The organism is Pseudomonas fluorescens, from assembly GCF_004683905.1.
Classification (GTDB): Bacteria; Pseudomonadota; Gammaproteobacteria; order Pseudomonadales; family Pseudomonadaceae; genus Aquipseudomonas; species Aquipseudomonas putida_A.
This window is the reverse complement of record NZ_CP038438.1, coordinates 1,543,295-1,558,449: the sequence shown is the minus strand read 5'-3', so window position 1 is coordinate 1,558,449 and position 15,155 is coordinate 1,543,295. Positions and strand designations below refer to the sequence as shown.

Annotated in this window: 18 protein-coding genes; 8 read left to right on the top strand and 10 right to left on the bottom strand. The window is 61.8% G+C overall.

The annotated features are described in order from the left end of the window. Window positions 1-54: 54 nt before the first annotated feature. From E4T63_RS07180 to E4T63_RS07165, 4 genes are all read right to left on the bottom strand, one after another. Window positions 55-978, bottom strand: coding sequence for a biotin-dependent carboxyltransferase family protein (locus tag E4T63_RS07180; protein WP_135295158.1), 924 nt, complete (start codon window positions 976-978; stop codon window positions 55-57). Next, entirely contained in the window at window positions 975-1,679 is a 705-nt protein-coding gene (gene pxpB / locus E4T63_RS07175) for a 5-oxoprolinase subunit PxpB (protein WP_135295157.1), read from the bottom strand. Before pxpB ends, E4T63_RS07180 begins: the two co-directional genes overlap by 4 nt. Beyond that, on the bottom strand, window positions 1,676-2,428 hold the full coding sequence (locus E4T63_RS07170) for a 5-oxoprolinase subunit PxpA (RefSeq protein ID WP_135295156.1): 753 nt from the start codon (window positions 2,426-2,428) through the stop codon (window positions 1,676-1,678). The genes pxpB and E4T63_RS07170 overlap by 4 nt, the downstream gene beginning before the upstream one ends. Window positions 2,429-2,491: 63 nt before the next feature. Further along, the gene (locus E4T63_RS07165; protein ID WP_135295155.1) at window positions 2,492-3,778 is read right to left on the bottom strand and encodes an MFS transporter; all 1,287 of its coding nucleotides are present in this window, start codon (window positions 3,776-3,778) and stop codon (window positions 2,492-2,494) included. A gap of 158 nt (window positions 3,779-3,936) precedes the next feature. Between E4T63_RS07165 and E4T63_RS07160 the strand changes: the two genes are divergently transcribed. Then, window positions 3,937-4,851, top strand: coding sequence for a LysR family transcriptional regulator (locus tag E4T63_RS07160; RefSeq protein WP_098967696.1), 915 nt, complete (start codon window positions 3,937-3,939; stop codon window positions 4,849-4,851). A 144-nt stretch (window positions 4,852-4,995) separates the two neighbouring features. On the opposite strand, the gene E4T63_RS07155 is transcribed toward E4T63_RS07160, so the two are convergent. The 3 genes from E4T63_RS07155 to E4T63_RS07145 are packed head-to-tail and all read right to left on the bottom strand — an operon-like array spanning window position 4,996 to window position 6,843. Further along, a complete protein-coding gene (locus E4T63_RS07155; RefSeq protein WP_007969600.1) occupies window positions 4,996-5,538 on the bottom strand; it encodes a DUF2937 family protein in 543 nt (180 codons plus the stop codon). Between the two features lie 14 nt (window positions 5,539-5,552). Continuing rightward, window positions 5,553-6,329, bottom strand: a complete 777-nt coding sequence (locus tag E4T63_RS07150; protein ID WP_025110635.1) for a class II glutamine amidotransferase — start codon at window positions 6,327-6,329, stop codon at window positions 5,553-5,555. 16 nt (window positions 6,330-6,345) lie between these two features. After that, window positions 6,346-6,843 (bottom strand): MFS transporter, encoded by a 498-nt coding sequence (locus tag E4T63_RS07145; protein ID WP_086791999.1) that lies wholly within the window; start codon window positions 6,841-6,843, stop codon window positions 6,346-6,348. A gap of 236 nt (window positions 6,844-7,079) precedes the next feature. Between E4T63_RS07145 and E4T63_RS07140 the strand changes: the two genes are divergently transcribed. Both E4T63_RS07140 and E4T63_RS07135 read left to right on the top strand, forming a co-directional pair. Next, window positions 7,080-9,134 (top strand): S9 family peptidase, encoded by a 2,055-nt coding sequence (locus E4T63_RS07140; protein WP_135295154.1) that lies wholly within the window; start codon window positions 7,080-7,082, stop codon window positions 9,132-9,134. 275 nt (window positions 9,135-9,409) lie between these two features. Further along, a complete protein-coding gene (locus tag E4T63_RS07135; RefSeq protein ID WP_041070525.1) occupies window positions 9,410-9,883 on the top strand; it encodes a cyclic nucleotide-binding domain-containing protein in 474 nt (157 codons plus the stop codon). Here E4T63_RS07135 and E4T63_RS07130 read toward each other — a convergent pair. Beyond that, window positions 9,880-10,164, bottom strand: a complete 285-nt coding sequence (locus tag E4T63_RS07130; protein WP_135295153.1) for a hypothetical protein — start codon at window positions 10,162-10,164, stop codon at window positions 9,880-9,882. The genes E4T63_RS07135 and E4T63_RS07130 overlap by 4 nt on opposite strands. A gap of 80 nt (window positions 10,165-10,244) precedes the next feature. Between E4T63_RS07130 and E4T63_RS07125 the strand changes: the two genes are divergently transcribed. The 4 genes from E4T63_RS07125 to E4T63_RS07110 all read left to right on the top strand — a co-directional run bounded on the left by E4T63_RS07125 (window position 10,245) and on the right by E4T63_RS07110 (window position 12,475). Then, window positions 10,245-10,931 (top strand): spermidine synthase, encoded by a 687-nt coding sequence (locus tag E4T63_RS07125; RefSeq protein ID WP_003222615.1) that lies wholly within the window; start codon window positions 10,245-10,247, stop codon window positions 10,929-10,931. Between the two features lie 49 nt (window positions 10,932-10,980). Continuing rightward, entirely contained in the window at window positions 10,981-11,352 is a 372-nt protein-coding gene (locus E4T63_RS07120) for a YajD family HNH nuclease (protein ID WP_003222612.1), read from the top strand. A 192-nt stretch (window positions 11,353-11,544) separates the two neighbouring features. Further along, window positions 11,545-12,015 carry an RNA methyltransferase gene (locus E4T63_RS07115; protein WP_007911337.1) on the top strand — a complete coding sequence of 157 codons (471 nt, stop codon included), beginning with the start codon at window positions 11,545-11,547 and terminating at the stop codon, window positions 12,013-12,015. 82 nt (window positions 12,016-12,097) lie between these two features. Further along, window positions 12,098-12,475: a YgaP family membrane protein gene (locus E4T63_RS07110; RefSeq protein ID WP_135295152.1), complete on the top strand. Its 378-nt coding sequence runs from the start codon at window positions 12,098-12,100 to the stop codon at window positions 12,473-12,475. 120 nt (window positions 12,476-12,595) lie between these two features. Here the strand turns inward: E4T63_RS07110 and E4T63_RS07105 are convergent, their stop codons facing one another. Next, window positions 12,596-13,825: a hypothetical protein gene (locus E4T63_RS07105; RefSeq protein ID WP_135295151.1), complete on the bottom strand. Its 1,230-nt coding sequence runs from the start codon at window positions 13,823-13,825 to the stop codon at window positions 12,596-12,598. Window positions 13,826-13,861: 36 nt separating this feature from the next. After that, window positions 13,862-14,311 (bottom strand): YcgN family cysteine cluster protein, encoded by a 450-nt coding sequence (locus E4T63_RS07100; RefSeq protein WP_098967686.1) that lies wholly within the window; start codon window positions 14,309-14,311, stop codon window positions 13,862-13,864. 165 nt (window positions 14,312-14,476) lie between these two features. Here E4T63_RS07100 and E4T63_RS07095 point away from each other — a divergent pair, with 165 nt between their 5' ends. Continuing rightward, window positions 14,477-15,070, top strand: coding sequence for a nitroreductase family protein (locus E4T63_RS07095; RefSeq protein WP_134785677.1), 594 nt, complete (start codon window positions 14,477-14,479; stop codon window positions 15,068-15,070). The last annotated feature ends 85 nt before the right edge of the window (window positions 15,071-15,155 follow it).

The following is a 15,155-nucleotide window of genomic DNA, read 5'->3' as shown; positions in this document are numbered from 1 at the left end:
GCTCCCACATTTGGAATGCATTCCCCTGTGGGAGCGGGCTTGCTCGCGAAGCTCTCAGCTATTTCGAAAGCGCTGCAAATACTCGACATGCTCGCGATGTGCGACTTCCTGCACCACCGGCCTTAGCCGCACTTGCGCCCCCGGCAGACACTGCGCCAGCCGCGCCAGCGCGAACGGCGTCAACGCTCCCAAGCGCGGATAGCCGCCAATCGTCTGCCGATCATTGAGCAGCACGATCGGCTGTCCATCCGGCGGAACCTGAACCGCGCCCAGCGGAATACCCTCGGAAATCATCGGCCGGCCCTGATACTGCAAGGCCTTGCCCAACAGTCGAATGCCCATGCGATCAGCGCGACTGTCGAGCGTCCACGGGCTGTTGAAAACATCGAACAGACTCTGCCCGCTGAACTGGCCGATCTGTGCGCCGAGCACCAGATCCAGCGGCGTATTCAGGCGCAGATCCGGACGATGCGCCTGCGGCACTTCACGCACCTGCAGAACCGCACCGCGATAACTCAGTGTCGCGCCGTTGGCCAACGGCGACCCCATGCCATCAAGCCCACCCAGTTCCTCGCGCACCACCGTAGCACTGCTGCCCAGCACCTGCGGCGCGTCGAATCCACCGGGCGCCGCCAGATAAGCCCGGGCGCCGAGCAGCGGTTGGGTAAACTTCAATGTTTGCCCTTTGCCCAGTTTGAAACTGCGCCACGGCGCCAGCGCCTGCCCATCGATCTGCGCACCAAGATCAGCGCCGGCCAGCGCCAGCAGGCAATCTTCCTGCGCCACCACGGCAAACCCGCCGAGGGTGATTTCGATCACCGGCAGATCCAGCGCATTGCCGAGCAACCAATTGCCCCAACACATCGAACTCCAATCCGCGGCACCGCCCTGGGTCACGCCCAAATGGCGCACGCCAAAACGCCCGGCGTCCTGCAACAAACACAGCGGCGTGCTGGCTTCAATCGTCAGTCGGCTCATGCCAGCGCCTCCAGTGGTGTGTCATCGCCGCCCAGGTTGATGAACTCGGCGTGGCTCACCGCTTCGAAACGCACGGTGTCGCCGGGTTGCATCAGGCTGTAGCCGTCGCGATGACGATCGAACAGTTTCGCCGGAGTGCGGCCGATCAGGTTCCAGCCGCCGGGGGACACCACCGGATAAGCCGCCGTCTGCCGCTCGGCGATACCGACGCTGCCGGCCGCGACTTTCTTGCGTGGGGTGTCCAGGCGTGGCGCCGCGAGGATTTCTTCCACCAGCCCCATGAAGGCGAATCCCGGTGCAAAGCCAAGGGCGAACACCTGATATTCGCGAGCGCTGTGCCGACGAATCACCTCCTCCACCGCCAACCCGCTGCGCTGCGCCAGCAGGCTCAGTTCGGGGCCGACACTCAGGTCGTACCAGACCGGCAACACATGGCACTGGCCGCCGGTGCGCGCATTTGGCGACAGGTCGATCAACGCTTCTGCGATCAATTCACGCGCCTGACTCGGGCTCAGCGCGGTCAGATCGTAATGCACCATCAACGTGGTGTAGGACGGCACCAAGTCGATCAACTGCGCGCCAAACACCGCGCGCAGACGCTTACTGGCAGCGAGCATCCACGGCATGTTGGCTTCGGCGATTTCATCGAACAGGCGCAGCATCAGGCAATCCACGGCCACCACTTCAATCCGTGGGTTCATGGCGCGCTCTGCTGATTCAGGGCCTCGCGAATGCGCTGCACGGCAGCCACGGAACTGGTGTTGTCGCCATGCACGCACAAGGTGTTGGCCTGCAGGTGCAGCGCGCTGCCGTCACTGGCGACGAGGTCACCGCCACGGGCGATGGTCAGGGCCTGTTCGATGATTTTTTCTGCTTCGTGATGCACCGCACCCGGCAGTTGCCGCGAGACCAGCCGACCTGCACTGTCGTAGGCGCGATCAGCAAAGGCTTCGAACCACAGGGTCACGCCGTATTCGTCACCGAGCTGCTGCGCCGCCGAGTTGTCGCAGGTGGCCATTAGCATCAGCGGCAACGTGCGATCGTAAGCCGCCACAGCTTGAATCACCGCCCGCAATTGCGCCGGGTTGGCCATCATGTCGTTGTACATCGCGCCGTGGGGTTTGACGTAACTGACTCGCCCGCCCTGCGCCTTGCAGATGCCGTCGAGCGCGCCGATCTGGTAATGCAGGATGTCTTGCAGTTCCTGGGCGGAATAGGCCATGGAGCGCCGGCCGAAACCGACCAGATCCTGATAGGCCGGGTGCGCGCCGATCTGCACGCCGTGGCTCAGGGCCAGACTGACGGTTTTGCGCATGATGCTCGGGTCACCGGCATGGAAGCCGCAGGCCACGTTGGCGCAGTCGATGAAGGGCATGACCTCGGCGTCCAGACCCATGGTCCAGCTGCCGAAACTCTCGCCGATATCACAATTCAATAGCAGGCGGCTCACGGTGAACACTCCTGTAGCTTCTGGTCTTTTTATCTGTAGGACGCTTGCCCGGCAGGTTATCAGTTACTGCGCATCCAGTTGCTTGCCACGGGTCTCCGGCAGGCTCAGTGCGGCGAGAATCACCACGCCGTAGGACACCGCAGCAAACGCGCCGATCCCAACGCTCAACGGCACCTTCTGGCTGAGCAAGCCGATCAGCAGCGGAAACAAAGCCGCCAGCGCCCGACCGATGTTGTAGCAGAAGCCCTGCCCCGAGCCGCGAATTCGCGTTGGAAACAGCTCGGTGAGAAACGCGCCCATGCCGCTGAAAATTCCCGAAGCGAAGAAGCCCAGCGGAAAGCCCAGCCACAGCATCACCCCGTTGCTCACTGGCATCTGCGTGTACAGCAGAACGATGGTGAACGAGCCGACCGCAAACAGGATGAAGTTCTTTTTACGCCCGAGCAGATCAGTGAGATAAGCGCTGATCACATAGCCGACGTAGGACCCGACAATCACCATCGCCAGATACCCGCCAGTGCCGAGCACGCTCAAACCGCGTTCGTTCTTGAGAAAAGTCGGCAGCCACGAAGTGATCGCGTAGTAACCGCCGAGCGCACCGGTGGTCAGCAAGGAAGCACGGAACGTGGTGAACAGCATGCCGGGGGCGAAGATCTCGTAGAACTTCGCCGGATTCTGCGAAGTTTGCGCCGCCTTGGCTTCGCGATAGATCTCCGGGTCTTTCACCAGGCGCCGGACGAAGATCACGAAAATCGCCGGGACGATGCCGAGGATGAACAGCGCTCGCCAGGCATCTTCCGGCGGCAACACCGAGAACAGCAGCGCATAGAGAATCGCCGTCAATCCCCAGCCCAAGGCCCAACCGCTCTGCACCATGCCCACCGCTTTGCCGCGATCCTTGGCGCGGATCACTTCACCGATCAGCACCGCGCCAGCGGTCCATTCGCCGCCAAAACCGAAGCCCATCAGGGTGCGAGCGATCAGCAGCTGTTCGTAGTTCTGCGCGAAACCGCAGAGGAACGTGAAGAAAGCGAACCACAGCACCGTCAGTTGCAGGGTGCGCACGCGGCCGATGCGGTCGGAGAGAATCCCCGCCACCCAGCCACCAATGGCCGAAGCGATCAGGGTGCTGGTGTGAATCAGCCCGGCCTGTCCGGTGGTGATGCCCCACATGGCGATCAGGGTCGGCACCACGAAGCTGAGCATCTGTGTGTCCATGCCGTCCAGGCCATAGCCGATCTTGCAGCTCCAGAAGGTACGACGCTCTTGCTGATTGATGTTGCGATACCAGTCGAACGGTCCGGGGCGGGCCGTGTTCTTGGGGAGGTCGAGGGTGTCGGGCGCACGCATGGCAAGTCTCCGCAGGCTTTTATTGGTCTTGTTCGAAGTTCCGACGACGCCTATCGTGGGAACCGGATGCGCCGATTTTTCGTCGCCCGGCCCTGCTGCGTCCAACGAATAAAAACCCGCCTTAGGCATAAGAAAAATTTGTCACCCGAGCCGTTGCCATGAACCTGAAGTTTCTCGAGACCTTTGTCTGGGTCGCCCGGCTGAAGAGTTTTCGCCTGACCGCCGACAAGCTGTTCACTACCCAGGCGTCGATTTCCAGCCGCATCGCGGTGCTCGAAGGCGAGCTGGGGGTGAAGCTGTTTCTGCGCGATTCACGCGGCGTCAGCCTGACGCCCGAAGGCCTGAAAGTGCTGGATTATGCCGAGCAGATGCTCGACACCATGTCGGCGCTCAAGCAATCGATCGAAACCCGTTCGAGCAAGGTCGGGCGGGTGCGCATCGGCGTAATGGACACGGTGATCCACACCTGGCTCAGCCCGTTGGTGGCGCAGATGACCGATCTGTATCCGCGGGTGGAAATCGAGCTGGTGGCGGATACCTCGCTGAACCTCTGCGATCAGCTGCAAAAAGGCTTTCTCGACATCATTCTGCAAACCGATCTGGTGCGCCACGAAAGTGTGCGCAGCCTTGAGCTGGCCAGCCATCCGCTGGGCTGGATCGTTGCGAGCAATTCGATCTACAACCGCGAGTACGCTGACCTCGGCGAACTCGCGCAGGAGCGGATCATCACCTACTCGAAGAACTCCCGACCGCATCAGGATCTGCTGGCATTGATGCAGGCCAACGGTGTGTTGGCGCCGCGCCTGAACTGCGTGAATTCGGTGTCGGCGATCACCCGGCTGTTGCGCGATGGTTTTGGGATTGGCGTGCTGCCGCCGGTGCTGGTGGCCGAGGAACTGGCGCGGGGTGAACTGACTTTGCTCGACATCGACCTGCGACCGCCGAATCTGCAGGTGGTGGTGTCGTGGCGAGTTGGCGTGGAGTGGGTCGAGGAGATGGTGACGTTGTGTCAGCAGGTGCTGGCGGGGTATGCGCGCAAGGTCGGTGAAAACTACATCACCCTCACTCAGTAATCACACCTGTGGTGAGGGGATTTATCCCCGATGGGCTGCGCAGCAGTCCTGAAACCTGAGCAATCAGGTTGATCTGACACACCATTGAGGGCCGCTTCGCGCCCCATCGAGGATAAATCCCCTCGCCACGGAATTTGGCCAGCCTTACAAGCCGCGCACGTCGCGGTCTTCAATCGGCCGGCTCTGGCGCAAACGCCGGCCGCCGAGCACCACCCAGTCAATCAGACGAATCAGGCACTCGATGCCGAACGACAGCAGCAACGCGCCGCTCATGCCCCAGATCATCGCTTCCGGAGTCAGCAGGATCTGGTAGCTGTAGCCGTTCCAGGTTTCCTTGCGAATGTCCGGGTCGGCGGCCAGCACCACTTGCAGGAAGCGGATGTACCACGGGCCCTGCATCGCCTGGAACTGTTTATCCAGCGCTGTCTGGCGGTTGAGCAAGGTGCTCAGGCTGTCGGCATCGCTGCGAAATACCGGGTCATCACTGGCGCGGTAATGCGCGACCAGCGCCTGCAAGTCGCCCTTGAAGAACTGCTCGGCGGTGCCCTGAAAACCGCGCAGACCGGTCTGCGCTTCGATCAGATGAGCTTCGACGCGTTTGGCGTAATCGTTGATGAAACCCGGCACCTGGACACCGATCAACAGGCCCGCCGCAAACAACACCAGCCGTAGATAACTGAGCAACATCGGGGAGAGATCCTTTATTCGGTCGTGCCCTGGCTGACGCATTCGCCGCGTCGCCACAGGCTCCATTGGCCCGGTTCGTAACGGGTCCAGGTTTCGTTTTCGGTCAAAGGCTCGGTGGCGATCACCGTGACCACGTCGTTGGGCGTGGTTTCCGCCTGGAAATCGACGATCACATCGACATCCTTGAGCCGCGCCGGGCCGAACGGTGCGCGCCGGGTGATCTGTGCCAGTTTGGTCGAGCAATAGCAGAACAGCCAGTCGCCGTCGCTGAGCAGGCAGTTGAACACGCCTTTGCTGCGGTATTCGGCACATGCAGCGACCAGATCCGGCAGCAGCACTTCTATATCGACCGGTTCCGGGAATGCTGCACGCACGCGGTTGAGCAAATCGCAGAACGCCGCTTCGCTGTCGGTATCGCCCACCGGGCGGTAGAAACTCTTGATCGGGGTGAAATCGGCGAGCTGGCCGTTGTGCGCAAAACACCAGTTGCGCCCCCACAGTTCGCGCACAAACGGGTGAGTGTTGGACAGGCAGACCTTGCCGACGTTGGCCTGACGAATGTGGCCGATGACCACTTCGCTCTTGATCGGATAGCGCTGCACCAGGTTGGCGACTTCCGACTCACTGCTCGCGGCCGGATCCTGAAACAGACGCAAGCCGCGGCCTTCATAGAAGGCGATACCCCAGCCGTCGCGGTGCGGGCCGGTACGCCCGCCGCGCTGCATCAGGCCGGTGAAGCTGAACACGATATCGGTCGGCACGTTGGCACTCATGCCCAGTAGTTCACACATGTGCTGACTCTCGTGATTACAGGCGCGGCTCGACGCGCATGCGCTGCGGATTGTTCGGCAATGGCGGGCGACCGTAACGGTCATCACCGGCAGCGCCGAACGGCTGATCGTCGTCGCGATCATCGGCACGCGCCGCCGCTTTGGCCGCCTCGGCCTGCTCGCGGCGGGCGCGCGAGGCGCGTTCGATCGGGAAGCGGATCAGCACGAAAATCAGGTAGATGCCGAACGCAATCATGCCGTACATGAACAGATCGGAAATCGCCCGCCAGGCGTTGTTGCCGACCTTGAAGGCCAGGTCCAGCGCGGTGATGGCGATCGACGGTGCAACCTTGGCTTTCACCGGGTCAATGATGGTCGGGCTGAACAGCAACACGGCCATCAGCACCCGCAGCGGCTCGCGCAGCCAGCGCCACATCCAGCGGGTCAGGCGCATCCATACCAACAGGCAGCCCACAGCAGCAAAGGCGTAGAGGCCCCAGGCGATCAGATAGTCGTTCTCGGTCATGGTGTCCATGGCAAGGCAGGCAAAGAGGCGCTTATAGTAACGACTTTTCGCCCGTCAGGCTTGTCCCAATGCCAGACGGCCTGCCGCAATCATTGTGGGAGCGGGCTTGCTCGCGAAAGCAGTGTGTCAGCCAAATAAGTCTTTACTGACAGGACGCCTTCGCGAGCAAGCCCGCTCCCACAGGTGCTGCGGCGGTTTCACGATCCGCGAAAACCTTTATTCCGAACATTGTCCGAGAGCCTTCCATGCCCGAATCCGCCCACGTCCTCCGCGCCCCGATCGCCCGCAAGGCTGCCGGTGCCGACCCGTATGCCTGGCTGCAGGAACGCGACACCGACGCGGTGCTCGACTACCTCAAGGCCGAAAATGCCTATCAGGAAGCACAGACCGCCGATCAGGTCGGCCTGCGCGAGAGCCTGTTCGAGGAGATCAAGGGCCGGATCCTCGAAACCGACCTGTCCCTGCCCTCGCCTTGGGGCCCGTATCTGTATTACACGCGCACCACGGCGGGTGACGAGTACGCCCGCCATTACCGTTGCCCGCGTCCGGCCGATGACAGCCTGACCCTCGACGAAAGCCGCGAGCAACTGCTGCTCGACCCGAACGTTTTGGCCAACGGCGGCTTCTTCTCGCTCGGCGCGTTCAGCATCAGCCCGGATCACCAGCGTCTGGCCTACAGCGTCGACGCCTCGGGCGACGAGATCTACACACTGTTCGTCAAGGAGCTGGCCAATGACAAGGTCAGTGAACTGGAATTTCAGGACTGCGACGGCAGCATGACCTGGGCCAACGACAGCCTGACGCTGTTCTTCGGTGTGCTCGACGACACCCATCGCCCGCACAAACTGTTTCGCTATCGCCTCGACGGCACCGCCGCCGAAGAGGTGTTCCACGAGCCGGACGGGCGTTTCTTCCTGCATTGCTACCGCTCCAGTTCCGAGCAGCAATTGCTGCTGACCCTGGGCAGCAAGACCACCAGCGAAGTCTGGGCGCTGGACGCGCATCAGCCGCACCTGCCCTTCACTTGCCTGGCGCCACGGGTCGAGGATCACGAATACGATGTCGATCACGGCGCGCTGGATGGCGTGTGGACCTGGTTCATCCGCACCAACCGTGACGGCATCAATTTCGCCCTGTATCAGGCGCCGGACACCGGTGTGGTACCGAGCGAAGCCGACTGGCAGAACCTGATCCCGCACAGCGACACGGTGATGCTCGACGGCGTGACGCTGAACACCGCGGCCATGACCCTGAGCCTGCGCGAAGGCGGTCTGCCGATCATCGAAGTTCACCCACAGGGCCAGACGCCGTATCGCGTGCAATTGCCGGACGCGGCCTACAGCCTCTATGTGCAGAACAGCCTGGAGTTCGAGAGCGACCGCATCCGTCTGCGTTACGAGGCGCTGAATCGTCCGGCGCAGGTGCGCCAATTGCTGCTGGCCAGCGGTGAGCAAACCGTCCTGAAAGAAACCCCGGTGCTCGGCCCGTTCGACGCCGACGCCTACGTCAGCCAACGCCTGTGGGCCACCGCGCCGGACGGCACGCAGGTGCCGATCAGTCTGGTGATGAAACGCGAGATGGTCGGCAAACCGGTGCCGCTGTATCTGTACGGTTATGGCGCCTACGGTTCCAGCCTCGATCCGTGGTTCTCCCATGCCCGCCTGAGCCTGCTGGATCGCGGCATGGCCTTCGCCATCGCCCACGTGCGTGGCGGCGGTGAGCTGGGCGAAGCCTGGTATCGCGCCGGCAAACAGGAACACAAACACAATACCTTCAGCGACTTCATTGCCTGCGCCGAATTCCTGATCCTCAACGGCATCACCACCGCCGAGAAACTGGCGATCAGCGGCGGCAGTGCTGGCGGCTTGTTGATTGGCGCGGTGCTCAATCAGCGCCCGGACCTGTTCGGCGTGGCGATTGCCGAAGTGCCGTTCGTCGACGTGCTCAACACCATGCTCGACCCGGACTTGCCGCTGACCGTCACTGAGTACGACGAGTGGGGCAACCCCGAAGAGCCGGACGTCTACGAGCGGATCAAGGCCTACGCACCGTACGAAAATGTCACCGCGCAGGATTATCCGGCAACCCTGGTCATAGCCGGCTACAACGACAGTCGCGTGCAGTACTGGGAAGCGGCCAAATGGGTGGCGAAACTGCGCGCGACCAAGACCGACGACAACCTGCTGCTGCTCAAGACCGAACTCGGCGCCGGGCATGGCGGGATGAGCGGGCGTTATCAGGGATTACGTGACGTAGCGCTCGAATATGCATTTGTGTTCAAGGTTTTGGGCCTGGCCTGAGGAACTCCGTCGGTCACTTGGGTCTTAATTCCAGACCCAAGAAGCCGATACACCACAGATCCCTGTAGGAACGAGCCTGTGTGGTGAGGGGATTTATCCCCGATGGGTGGCAAAGCCGCGCCAGATCTGCAATGCGATTCTTTCAGGCAGACCGCATTGGCTGATTTGCGACTGCTGCGCAGCCGATCGGGGATAAATCCCCTCACCACAGGCTCACTCCTACAAGGGTTCGTGTAGTGCCTGAAAACCGTGAAAACAATAAAGACCGCAATGACATGTCAGAACCCACCCTGCTGAACAACGAAATTCGCGACTGGCTGATGGACTGTGGCCTGTTCGATCAATTGCAACTGGCGGACTTTGCCGCGGCCTCGGGCTACTTCAGCATCAGCACCGTGGCGGAGGGCGAAGCGATCTTCCGTGAGGGCGATGCCGGCAGTTTCATGTGCATCCTCCACACCGGCCAGGTCGCGGTGCAAAAGACTGGCCCCGACGGCCAGGTCATCACCATGGCCACCCTGCGCAGCGGGCGGGCGTTCGGGGAAATGGCGGTGCTCGATGGTGAGCGCCGTTCGGCGACCTGCGTCGCGGCGAGCAACTGTCAGTTGCTCAACCTGGGCAAGGACTCGCTGGAAAAAATGCTCAACGACGCGCCGAAGATCGCCGCGAAAATCATCCGCGCCCTTGCCGTGTCACTCTCCAAACGTTTGCGCATGGCCGACGGCCAACTGGCGGCGCAACAGGTTTAACCGCCGGGGGATTTGACCTTGGTGCCGCTCGGCTCGATGCCCGGCACCGGTTGATCCTTGCTCGGCGGGCTGGGCATTTCGATCGGCACCAGCGGCGGGCTACCACTGCCGGTACCGACCTTCGGTGCGCTGATCGGGGTAATTTGCGGATACGGGGTCGGCGTGGCGGTTCCCGGCGAGCCGGGTTGCGGCGTCGGGCTGACCGGAATGGTCTGCTGCGCCTGCACTGCAGTAATCGAGAGCGCGGCCAGGGCAATGACCGTTAGAATGGTGCGCTTCATCAAGGGCTCCGTTTGGCCTTTAGTCTGCGCTCAGGCTACTCCCAACGGGCCTGCTTGCCTTCCCCCTTGTAGAGATTTCCATGAAACGTTTCGTTCTGCTCGACACCACGCCGATCCCTGACAACGGTGGCGCCCTGTGCCTGTTCGAGTATGGCGAGGATTTCGTCATCAAGATCCAGGGCGGCGACGGCGGGCAATTGATGAACACGCGCATGCACGGTTCGGAAGATGCGCTGGCCGAGATCCCTTGCCGCAAGGTCGCCGGCCGGCCGAATTCGCGAGTATTGATTGGCGGTCTGGGCATGGGTTTCACCCTCGCCTCGGCGCTCAAGCATCTGGGCAAGGGTGCCGAGGTGGTGGTCGCCGAACTGGTGCCCGGCGTGGTCGAGTGGAATCGCGGGCCGCTCGGTGAAAAGTCCGGACGACCATTGCTCGACCCGCGCACAGTGATCCGTCAGGACGACGTGGCCAAGGTCCTGCAAAGCGAGCCGAACGGCTTCGACGCGATCATGCTCGACGTAGACAACGGCCCCGAAGGCCTGACCCAGAAGGCCAACAGCTGGCTGTACTCCGCCGCTGGCCTCAACGCCTGCGCCAAGGCCCTGCGGCCCAAAGGTGTGCTGGCGGTGTGGTCGGCCAGTGCTGACCGGCAGTTTTCCGACAAATTGAAGAAGGCCGGGTTCAAGGCCGAAGAAGTCCAGGTCTTCGCCCACGGCAACAAGGGCACCCGCCACACGATCTGGATTGCCGAGAAGCTCAAGGGCTGAGCTAAACTCTGCACATAACCGTCATTAGTCTTTTTACAAAGGTGAACCCATGAGTTCGTCCACCCCGACCAACACGTCGAAGCTCGATCGCATCCTTGCCGACAACCAGCGCGACAAGGAAATGGGCTACCGCGACAAGGCCCTGAAGATGTACCCGCACGTCTGCGGCCGCTGCGCCCGTGAGTTTTCCGGCAAGCGCCTGAGCGAACTGACCGTGCACCACCGCGATCACAACCACGACAACAACCCGCAGGACGGCTCGAACTGGGAGCTGTTGTGCCTGTACTGCCACGACAACGAACACTCGCGCTACACCGACCAGCAATATTTCGGCGACGGCTCGCTGAGCACGCCAAAAATCGCCAAGGCCACGCATAACCCGTTTGCCGCCCTCGCCGGGTTGATGAAAAAAGAAGATTAAAGTTCTTCATTGGCCCGACTGGCCCCTTCGCGAGCAAGCTCGCTCCCACACTGGATCGGTGTCATACACAAAACCACTGTGGGAGCGAGCTTGCTCGCGAAGGCGACCGTTCGGGCACCGATAATCCGAGGTCTGACCACAACCGCCCAATCCCCGTATAATCGCCCTCTTTTTCCCGAAGGCACCCCGCTCGTGGCAGACAAACGTTACAGCTGCATTGGTTTGTACAACCCCAAATCACCGGAGAACGTCGGTTCGGTGATGCGCGCCGCAGGCTGTTACGGCGTGGCGTCGGTGTTCTACACCGGCAAGCGCTATGAGCGCGCCGCCGATTTCGTCACCGACACCAAGCGCGTGCACTACGACATTCCGCTGATCGGCATCGACGACCTGAAAAAGATCCTCCCGCTCAACTGCGTCCCGGTCGCCGTGGAACTGGTCGAGGGCGCCCGCCCGCTGCCCGAATACACCCACCCGGACCGTGCGCTGTACATCTTCGGCCCGGAAGACGGCTCGCTGGATAAAGAGATCCGCGACTGGTGCGAAGACGTCGTGTACATCCCGACTACCGGCTGCATGAATCTGGCGGCGACGGTCAACGTGGTGCTCTACGACCGCATGGCCAAGGGCCTGAATACCCGCTCCGGGCCGAAATTCCGCTGAAACGTCGCACATTCGATGGAACGAGCCGGCCGCTGCGGCAGTCAGCTTATCTATCTATTGCACATTGCCTGGGAGACAGATCATGACCGAACTCAAACGCGTCCAACGTATCGATTCCACCCCGTTCCAGAGCCAGACCGAGCAGAACGTCCAGGGCTGGGAGCGCATCGGCTCGCTGGCCGGTGGCGTGATCATGGTCGGCAAGGGCCTGCGCCGTGGCGGCGTGTTCGGTCTGATTCAGGTGGCGATTGGCGGCGTGGCGATGGCCCGTGGCATCACCGGGCACAGCTCGGTGAAAAGCCTGCTGGAGAAAAGCCGTGAGGACATGAACAACGTGCGGGCGAAGATCGAACGGGCCGGGGAAGAACTGAGCAAGCTCAAGGCCAATGCCGAAGCGGCGACCAGCACCGCGACGGTGACCGGCAATGATTCGGTGAAATCGCCGAAGGCCGGGGTTTGAGCCTGAATTTTCGGTGAGGCTTCTGGCCTCTTCGCGAGCAAGCCCGCTCCCACATTGAACCGGGTTCCGTCAGTTGGAATGCGATCAAATGTGGGAGCGGGCTTGCTCGCGAAAGCGGTATTACTGAAGTAATGCGCTATCGAGGACTTTGGAAGACTCGCCCAGAACACTCTCGGCCAGTTGCACTAACTCCTTGGTACTCACCGTCCCCAGATGCATCGCCCCGCGCAACACATCATCCAGCGAACGTTTGTTGCGCGTCTTCAAGCGAATCTCGCGATCCAGTTCCTGCAAGACAATCACCGCTTTTGCAAGCTGCGCCGCACTGATCTTTTCGCCGCGCAGGGACGTGACTTTCTGACTGTCCTTGGTCAACTTCGCCTGCAACGCCTGATAGCGCTCATCGCTCATGCCCCCGGCACGCCGCACCAGTTCGATCGCGTAGTACTCGGCAAAGCCTTCGCTGATCCAGTCGCTGCGCTGTTCGTCATTGATGCGCCCGAACACCTGCGCCAGCTCACGCACCAGCGCACTGCTGCCACTCTCGCTGACCAGCGGCAAACGCGTGTTCAGGTAAATCGACTCATGCGCACCGAGGCTGCCGCGCCACATCGGGTCGTTGGCACCGACGATCAGCAGTTTCTTCGGATGCCGGGGATAGACCGCTTGCACCTGCGGCCAGACGAACGTCAGCAAGGTCAGCACATCCATGCGCCGCATGCCCTGCCCTTGCGGTGAGGCCACGGTGACTTCGGTTTCGCCCAGGCGCGTGCGGCGGCTGCCGAGGTGACCGGCGAGCATCCAGCCGGTCGGGCGGTCGAACAGGCGTGACGGGTTGTCGATGCGGAATTTGTTCTTGCCGATGCGCGGCCAGGCGGTTTCAACGCTTTGCCAGCCATTGGGCAGTTCGAATTGCAGACGCGACACCAGCTCGATGCCATCCTGCTGATCGAGCCTGGCCGGCGGCACCAGATCATCACCACGCAGCAGTGCCCAGCTCGGGGTCATGCGCGTGTCGAAGCTGCCGCTCTTGCGGCCGTGGCTGATACTGACGCGATAAGTCAGGCTGGGCTTGTCACCGATCGGGCGCCAGAGGCCCCGGGCTTGTTTGCCCGGGGTCAGTTGCCACTGGCCGTCGGCCTTGAAGTCGCTGTAATGGCTGCCATCGCCGAGGTCAAAGTCGAGGCTGCGCACCGCTTCACCTTTGGCCAAGGTCAGGCGCACTTCGGCCTGATCGCTTTGCGGCAACAGGCGCACGTGGTAATCCAGATCGACTTTTTTCGCCGCCCACACCGGCGCGCTTAGCGCCAGCAGGCCGATCAGCGATGCCCGCAGCAATCCCCCAGCCATACACACTCCTTGTTGAATCCTGGAAACCCTTGGTGCTTAACCAGCGCGGAAAATCAGGTGATCTTCCCAGTCGTCCTCCGGCACGCTGCCTTCGGCGAGCATGCGCCCGGACTGGGAAATCCGTTCGTGGTGCACGGCGTCACGATCGCCGCACACCAGGTGGTGCCACAGCGGCAGATCCTTGCCTTCACTGACCAGACGATAACCGCAAGTCGGCGGTAGCCATTTGAATTCTTCGGCCTGGCCAGGAGTGAGCTGGATACAGTCCGGGACAAACTTGATGCGATTCGGGTAGTCGCTGCACTGGCAGGTTTTCAGGTCCAGCAGTTTGCAGGCGATGCGCGTGTAATAGACGCTGTTGTCTTCTTCATCTTCGAGTTTCTGCAGGCAGCACAGACCGCAGCCGTCGCACAGCGATTCCCATTCCTCGTGATCCAGTTGCTCGAGGGTTTTGCGTTTCCAGAACGGTTCGACTATGGCGGCCATGGTTCAAGCATCAACATCAGGTGGTGAAAAGGCCGCCAGTCTAGTGCCCAAGGCCTTGCGGGCCAAGCGCTGGCGACTGTCGGTAAATCGCGCTTGTCAGCCGAATCGCCGCCCAGTAGGGTTTTGCCACGAATTCATGACTCAAACACAGCAAGGAATCTTTCGATGAGTGCCAACCCTCGCGTCGCCGATTACGCCATTCACCCGCAGTTCACCGAGCGCTGGTCGCCCCGCGCCTTCACCGGCGAAGCGATCCCGGAAGAAACCCTGCTGAGCTTTTTCGAAGCCGCACGCTGGGCGCCGTCGGCCTACAACTCGCAGCCATGGCGCTTTCTGTATGCGCGCCGTGACACGCCGAACTGGGAGCGCTTCCTGGGCCTGCTGAATGAATTCAACCGCAGCTGGGCGCAACACGCTTCGGCGCTGGTGATCGTGATTTCGAAAACCACCTTCACCGCCCCCGGCGCCAGCGAAGAGTCCCCGGCGCTGTGGCACACCTTCGACACCGGCTCGGCCTGGGGCCACCTGGCGCTGCAAGCGAGCATCAGCGGCTGGCACACCCACGGCATGGCCGGTTTCGATCAGGAGCTGGCCCGCAAGGAGCTGAATATTCCTGAAGGTTATGCGCTGCATGCGGCGGTGGCTGTCGGCAAGCTGGGTGACAAGGCAACTCTGGCCGAGTACCTGCAGGCCCGTGAAGTGCCGAGCCCGCGTCGCCCGCTGAGCGAGTTGGCCGCAGAAGGCAACTTCACCCTCTAAGCCACCATGCAAAAACCACTGTAGGAGTGAGCCTGCTCGCGATGGCGTAGTGTCAGACAACATCAATGTCGACTGACACTACGCC

What these genes read in the sequence shown, in the direction of transcription:
- E4T63_RS07180 (WP_135295158.1), bottom strand. Translation starts at nt 978, where the DNA reads ATGAGCCGACTGACGATTGAAGCCAGCACGCCGCTGTGTTTGTTGCAG.
- pxpB (WP_135295157.1), bottom strand. Translation starts at nt 1,679, where the DNA reads ATGAACCCACGGATTGAAGTGGTGGCCGTGGATTGCCTGATGCTGCGC.
- E4T63_RS07165 (WP_135295155.1), bottom strand. Translation starts at nt 3,778, where the DNA reads ATGCGTGCGCCCGACACCCTCGACCTCCCCAAGAACACGGCCCGCCCC.
- E4T63_RS07160 (WP_098967696.1), top strand. Translation starts at nt 3,937, where the DNA reads ATGAACCTGAAGTTTCTCGAGACCTTTGTCTGGGTCGCCCGGCTGAAG.
- E4T63_RS07155 (WP_007969600.1), bottom strand. Translation starts at nt 5,538, where the DNA reads ATGTTGCTCAGTTATCTACGGCTGGTGTTGTTTGCGGCGGGCCTGTTG.
- E4T63_RS07150 (WP_025110635.1), bottom strand. Translation starts at nt 6,329, where the DNA reads ATGTGTGAACTACTGGGCATGAGTGCCAACGTGCCGACCGATATCGTG.
- E4T63_RS07145 (WP_086791999.1), bottom strand. Translation starts at nt 6,843, where the DNA reads ATGGACACCATGACCGAGAACGACTATCTGATCGCCTGGGGCCTCTAC.
- E4T63_RS07140 (WP_135295154.1), top strand. Translation starts at nt 7,080, where the DNA reads ATGCCCGAATCCGCCCACGTCCTCCGCGCCCCGATCGCCCGCAAGGCT.
- E4T63_RS07135 (WP_041070525.1), top strand. Translation starts at nt 9,410, where the DNA reads ATGTCAGAACCCACCCTGCTGAACAACGAAATTCGCGACTGGCTGATG.
- E4T63_RS07130 (WP_135295153.1), bottom strand. Translation starts at nt 10,164, where the DNA reads ATGAAGCGCACCATTCTAACGGTCATTGCCCTGGCCGCGCTCTCGATT.
- E4T63_RS07125 (WP_003222615.1), top strand. Translation starts at nt 10,245, where the DNA reads ATGAAACGTTTCGTTCTGCTCGACACCACGCCGATCCCTGACAACGGT.
- E4T63_RS07120 (WP_003222612.1), top strand. Translation starts at nt 10,981, where the DNA reads ATGAGTTCGTCCACCCCGACCAACACGTCGAAGCTCGATCGCATCCTT.
- E4T63_RS07110 (WP_135295152.1), top strand. Translation starts at nt 12,098, where the DNA reads ATGACCGAACTCAAACGCGTCCAACGTATCGATTCCACCCCGTTCCAG.
- E4T63_RS07105 (WP_135295151.1), bottom strand. Translation starts at nt 13,825, where the DNA reads ATGGCTGGGGGATTGCTGCGGGCATCGCTGATCGGCCTGCTGGCGCTA.
- E4T63_RS07100 (WP_098967686.1), bottom strand. Translation starts at nt 14,311, where the DNA reads ATGGCCGCCATAGTCGAACCGTTCTGGAAACGCAAAACCCTCGAGCAA.
- E4T63_RS07095 (WP_134785677.1), top strand. Translation starts at nt 14,477, where the DNA reads ATGAGTGCCAACCCTCGCGTCGCCGATTACGCCATTCACCCGCAGTTC.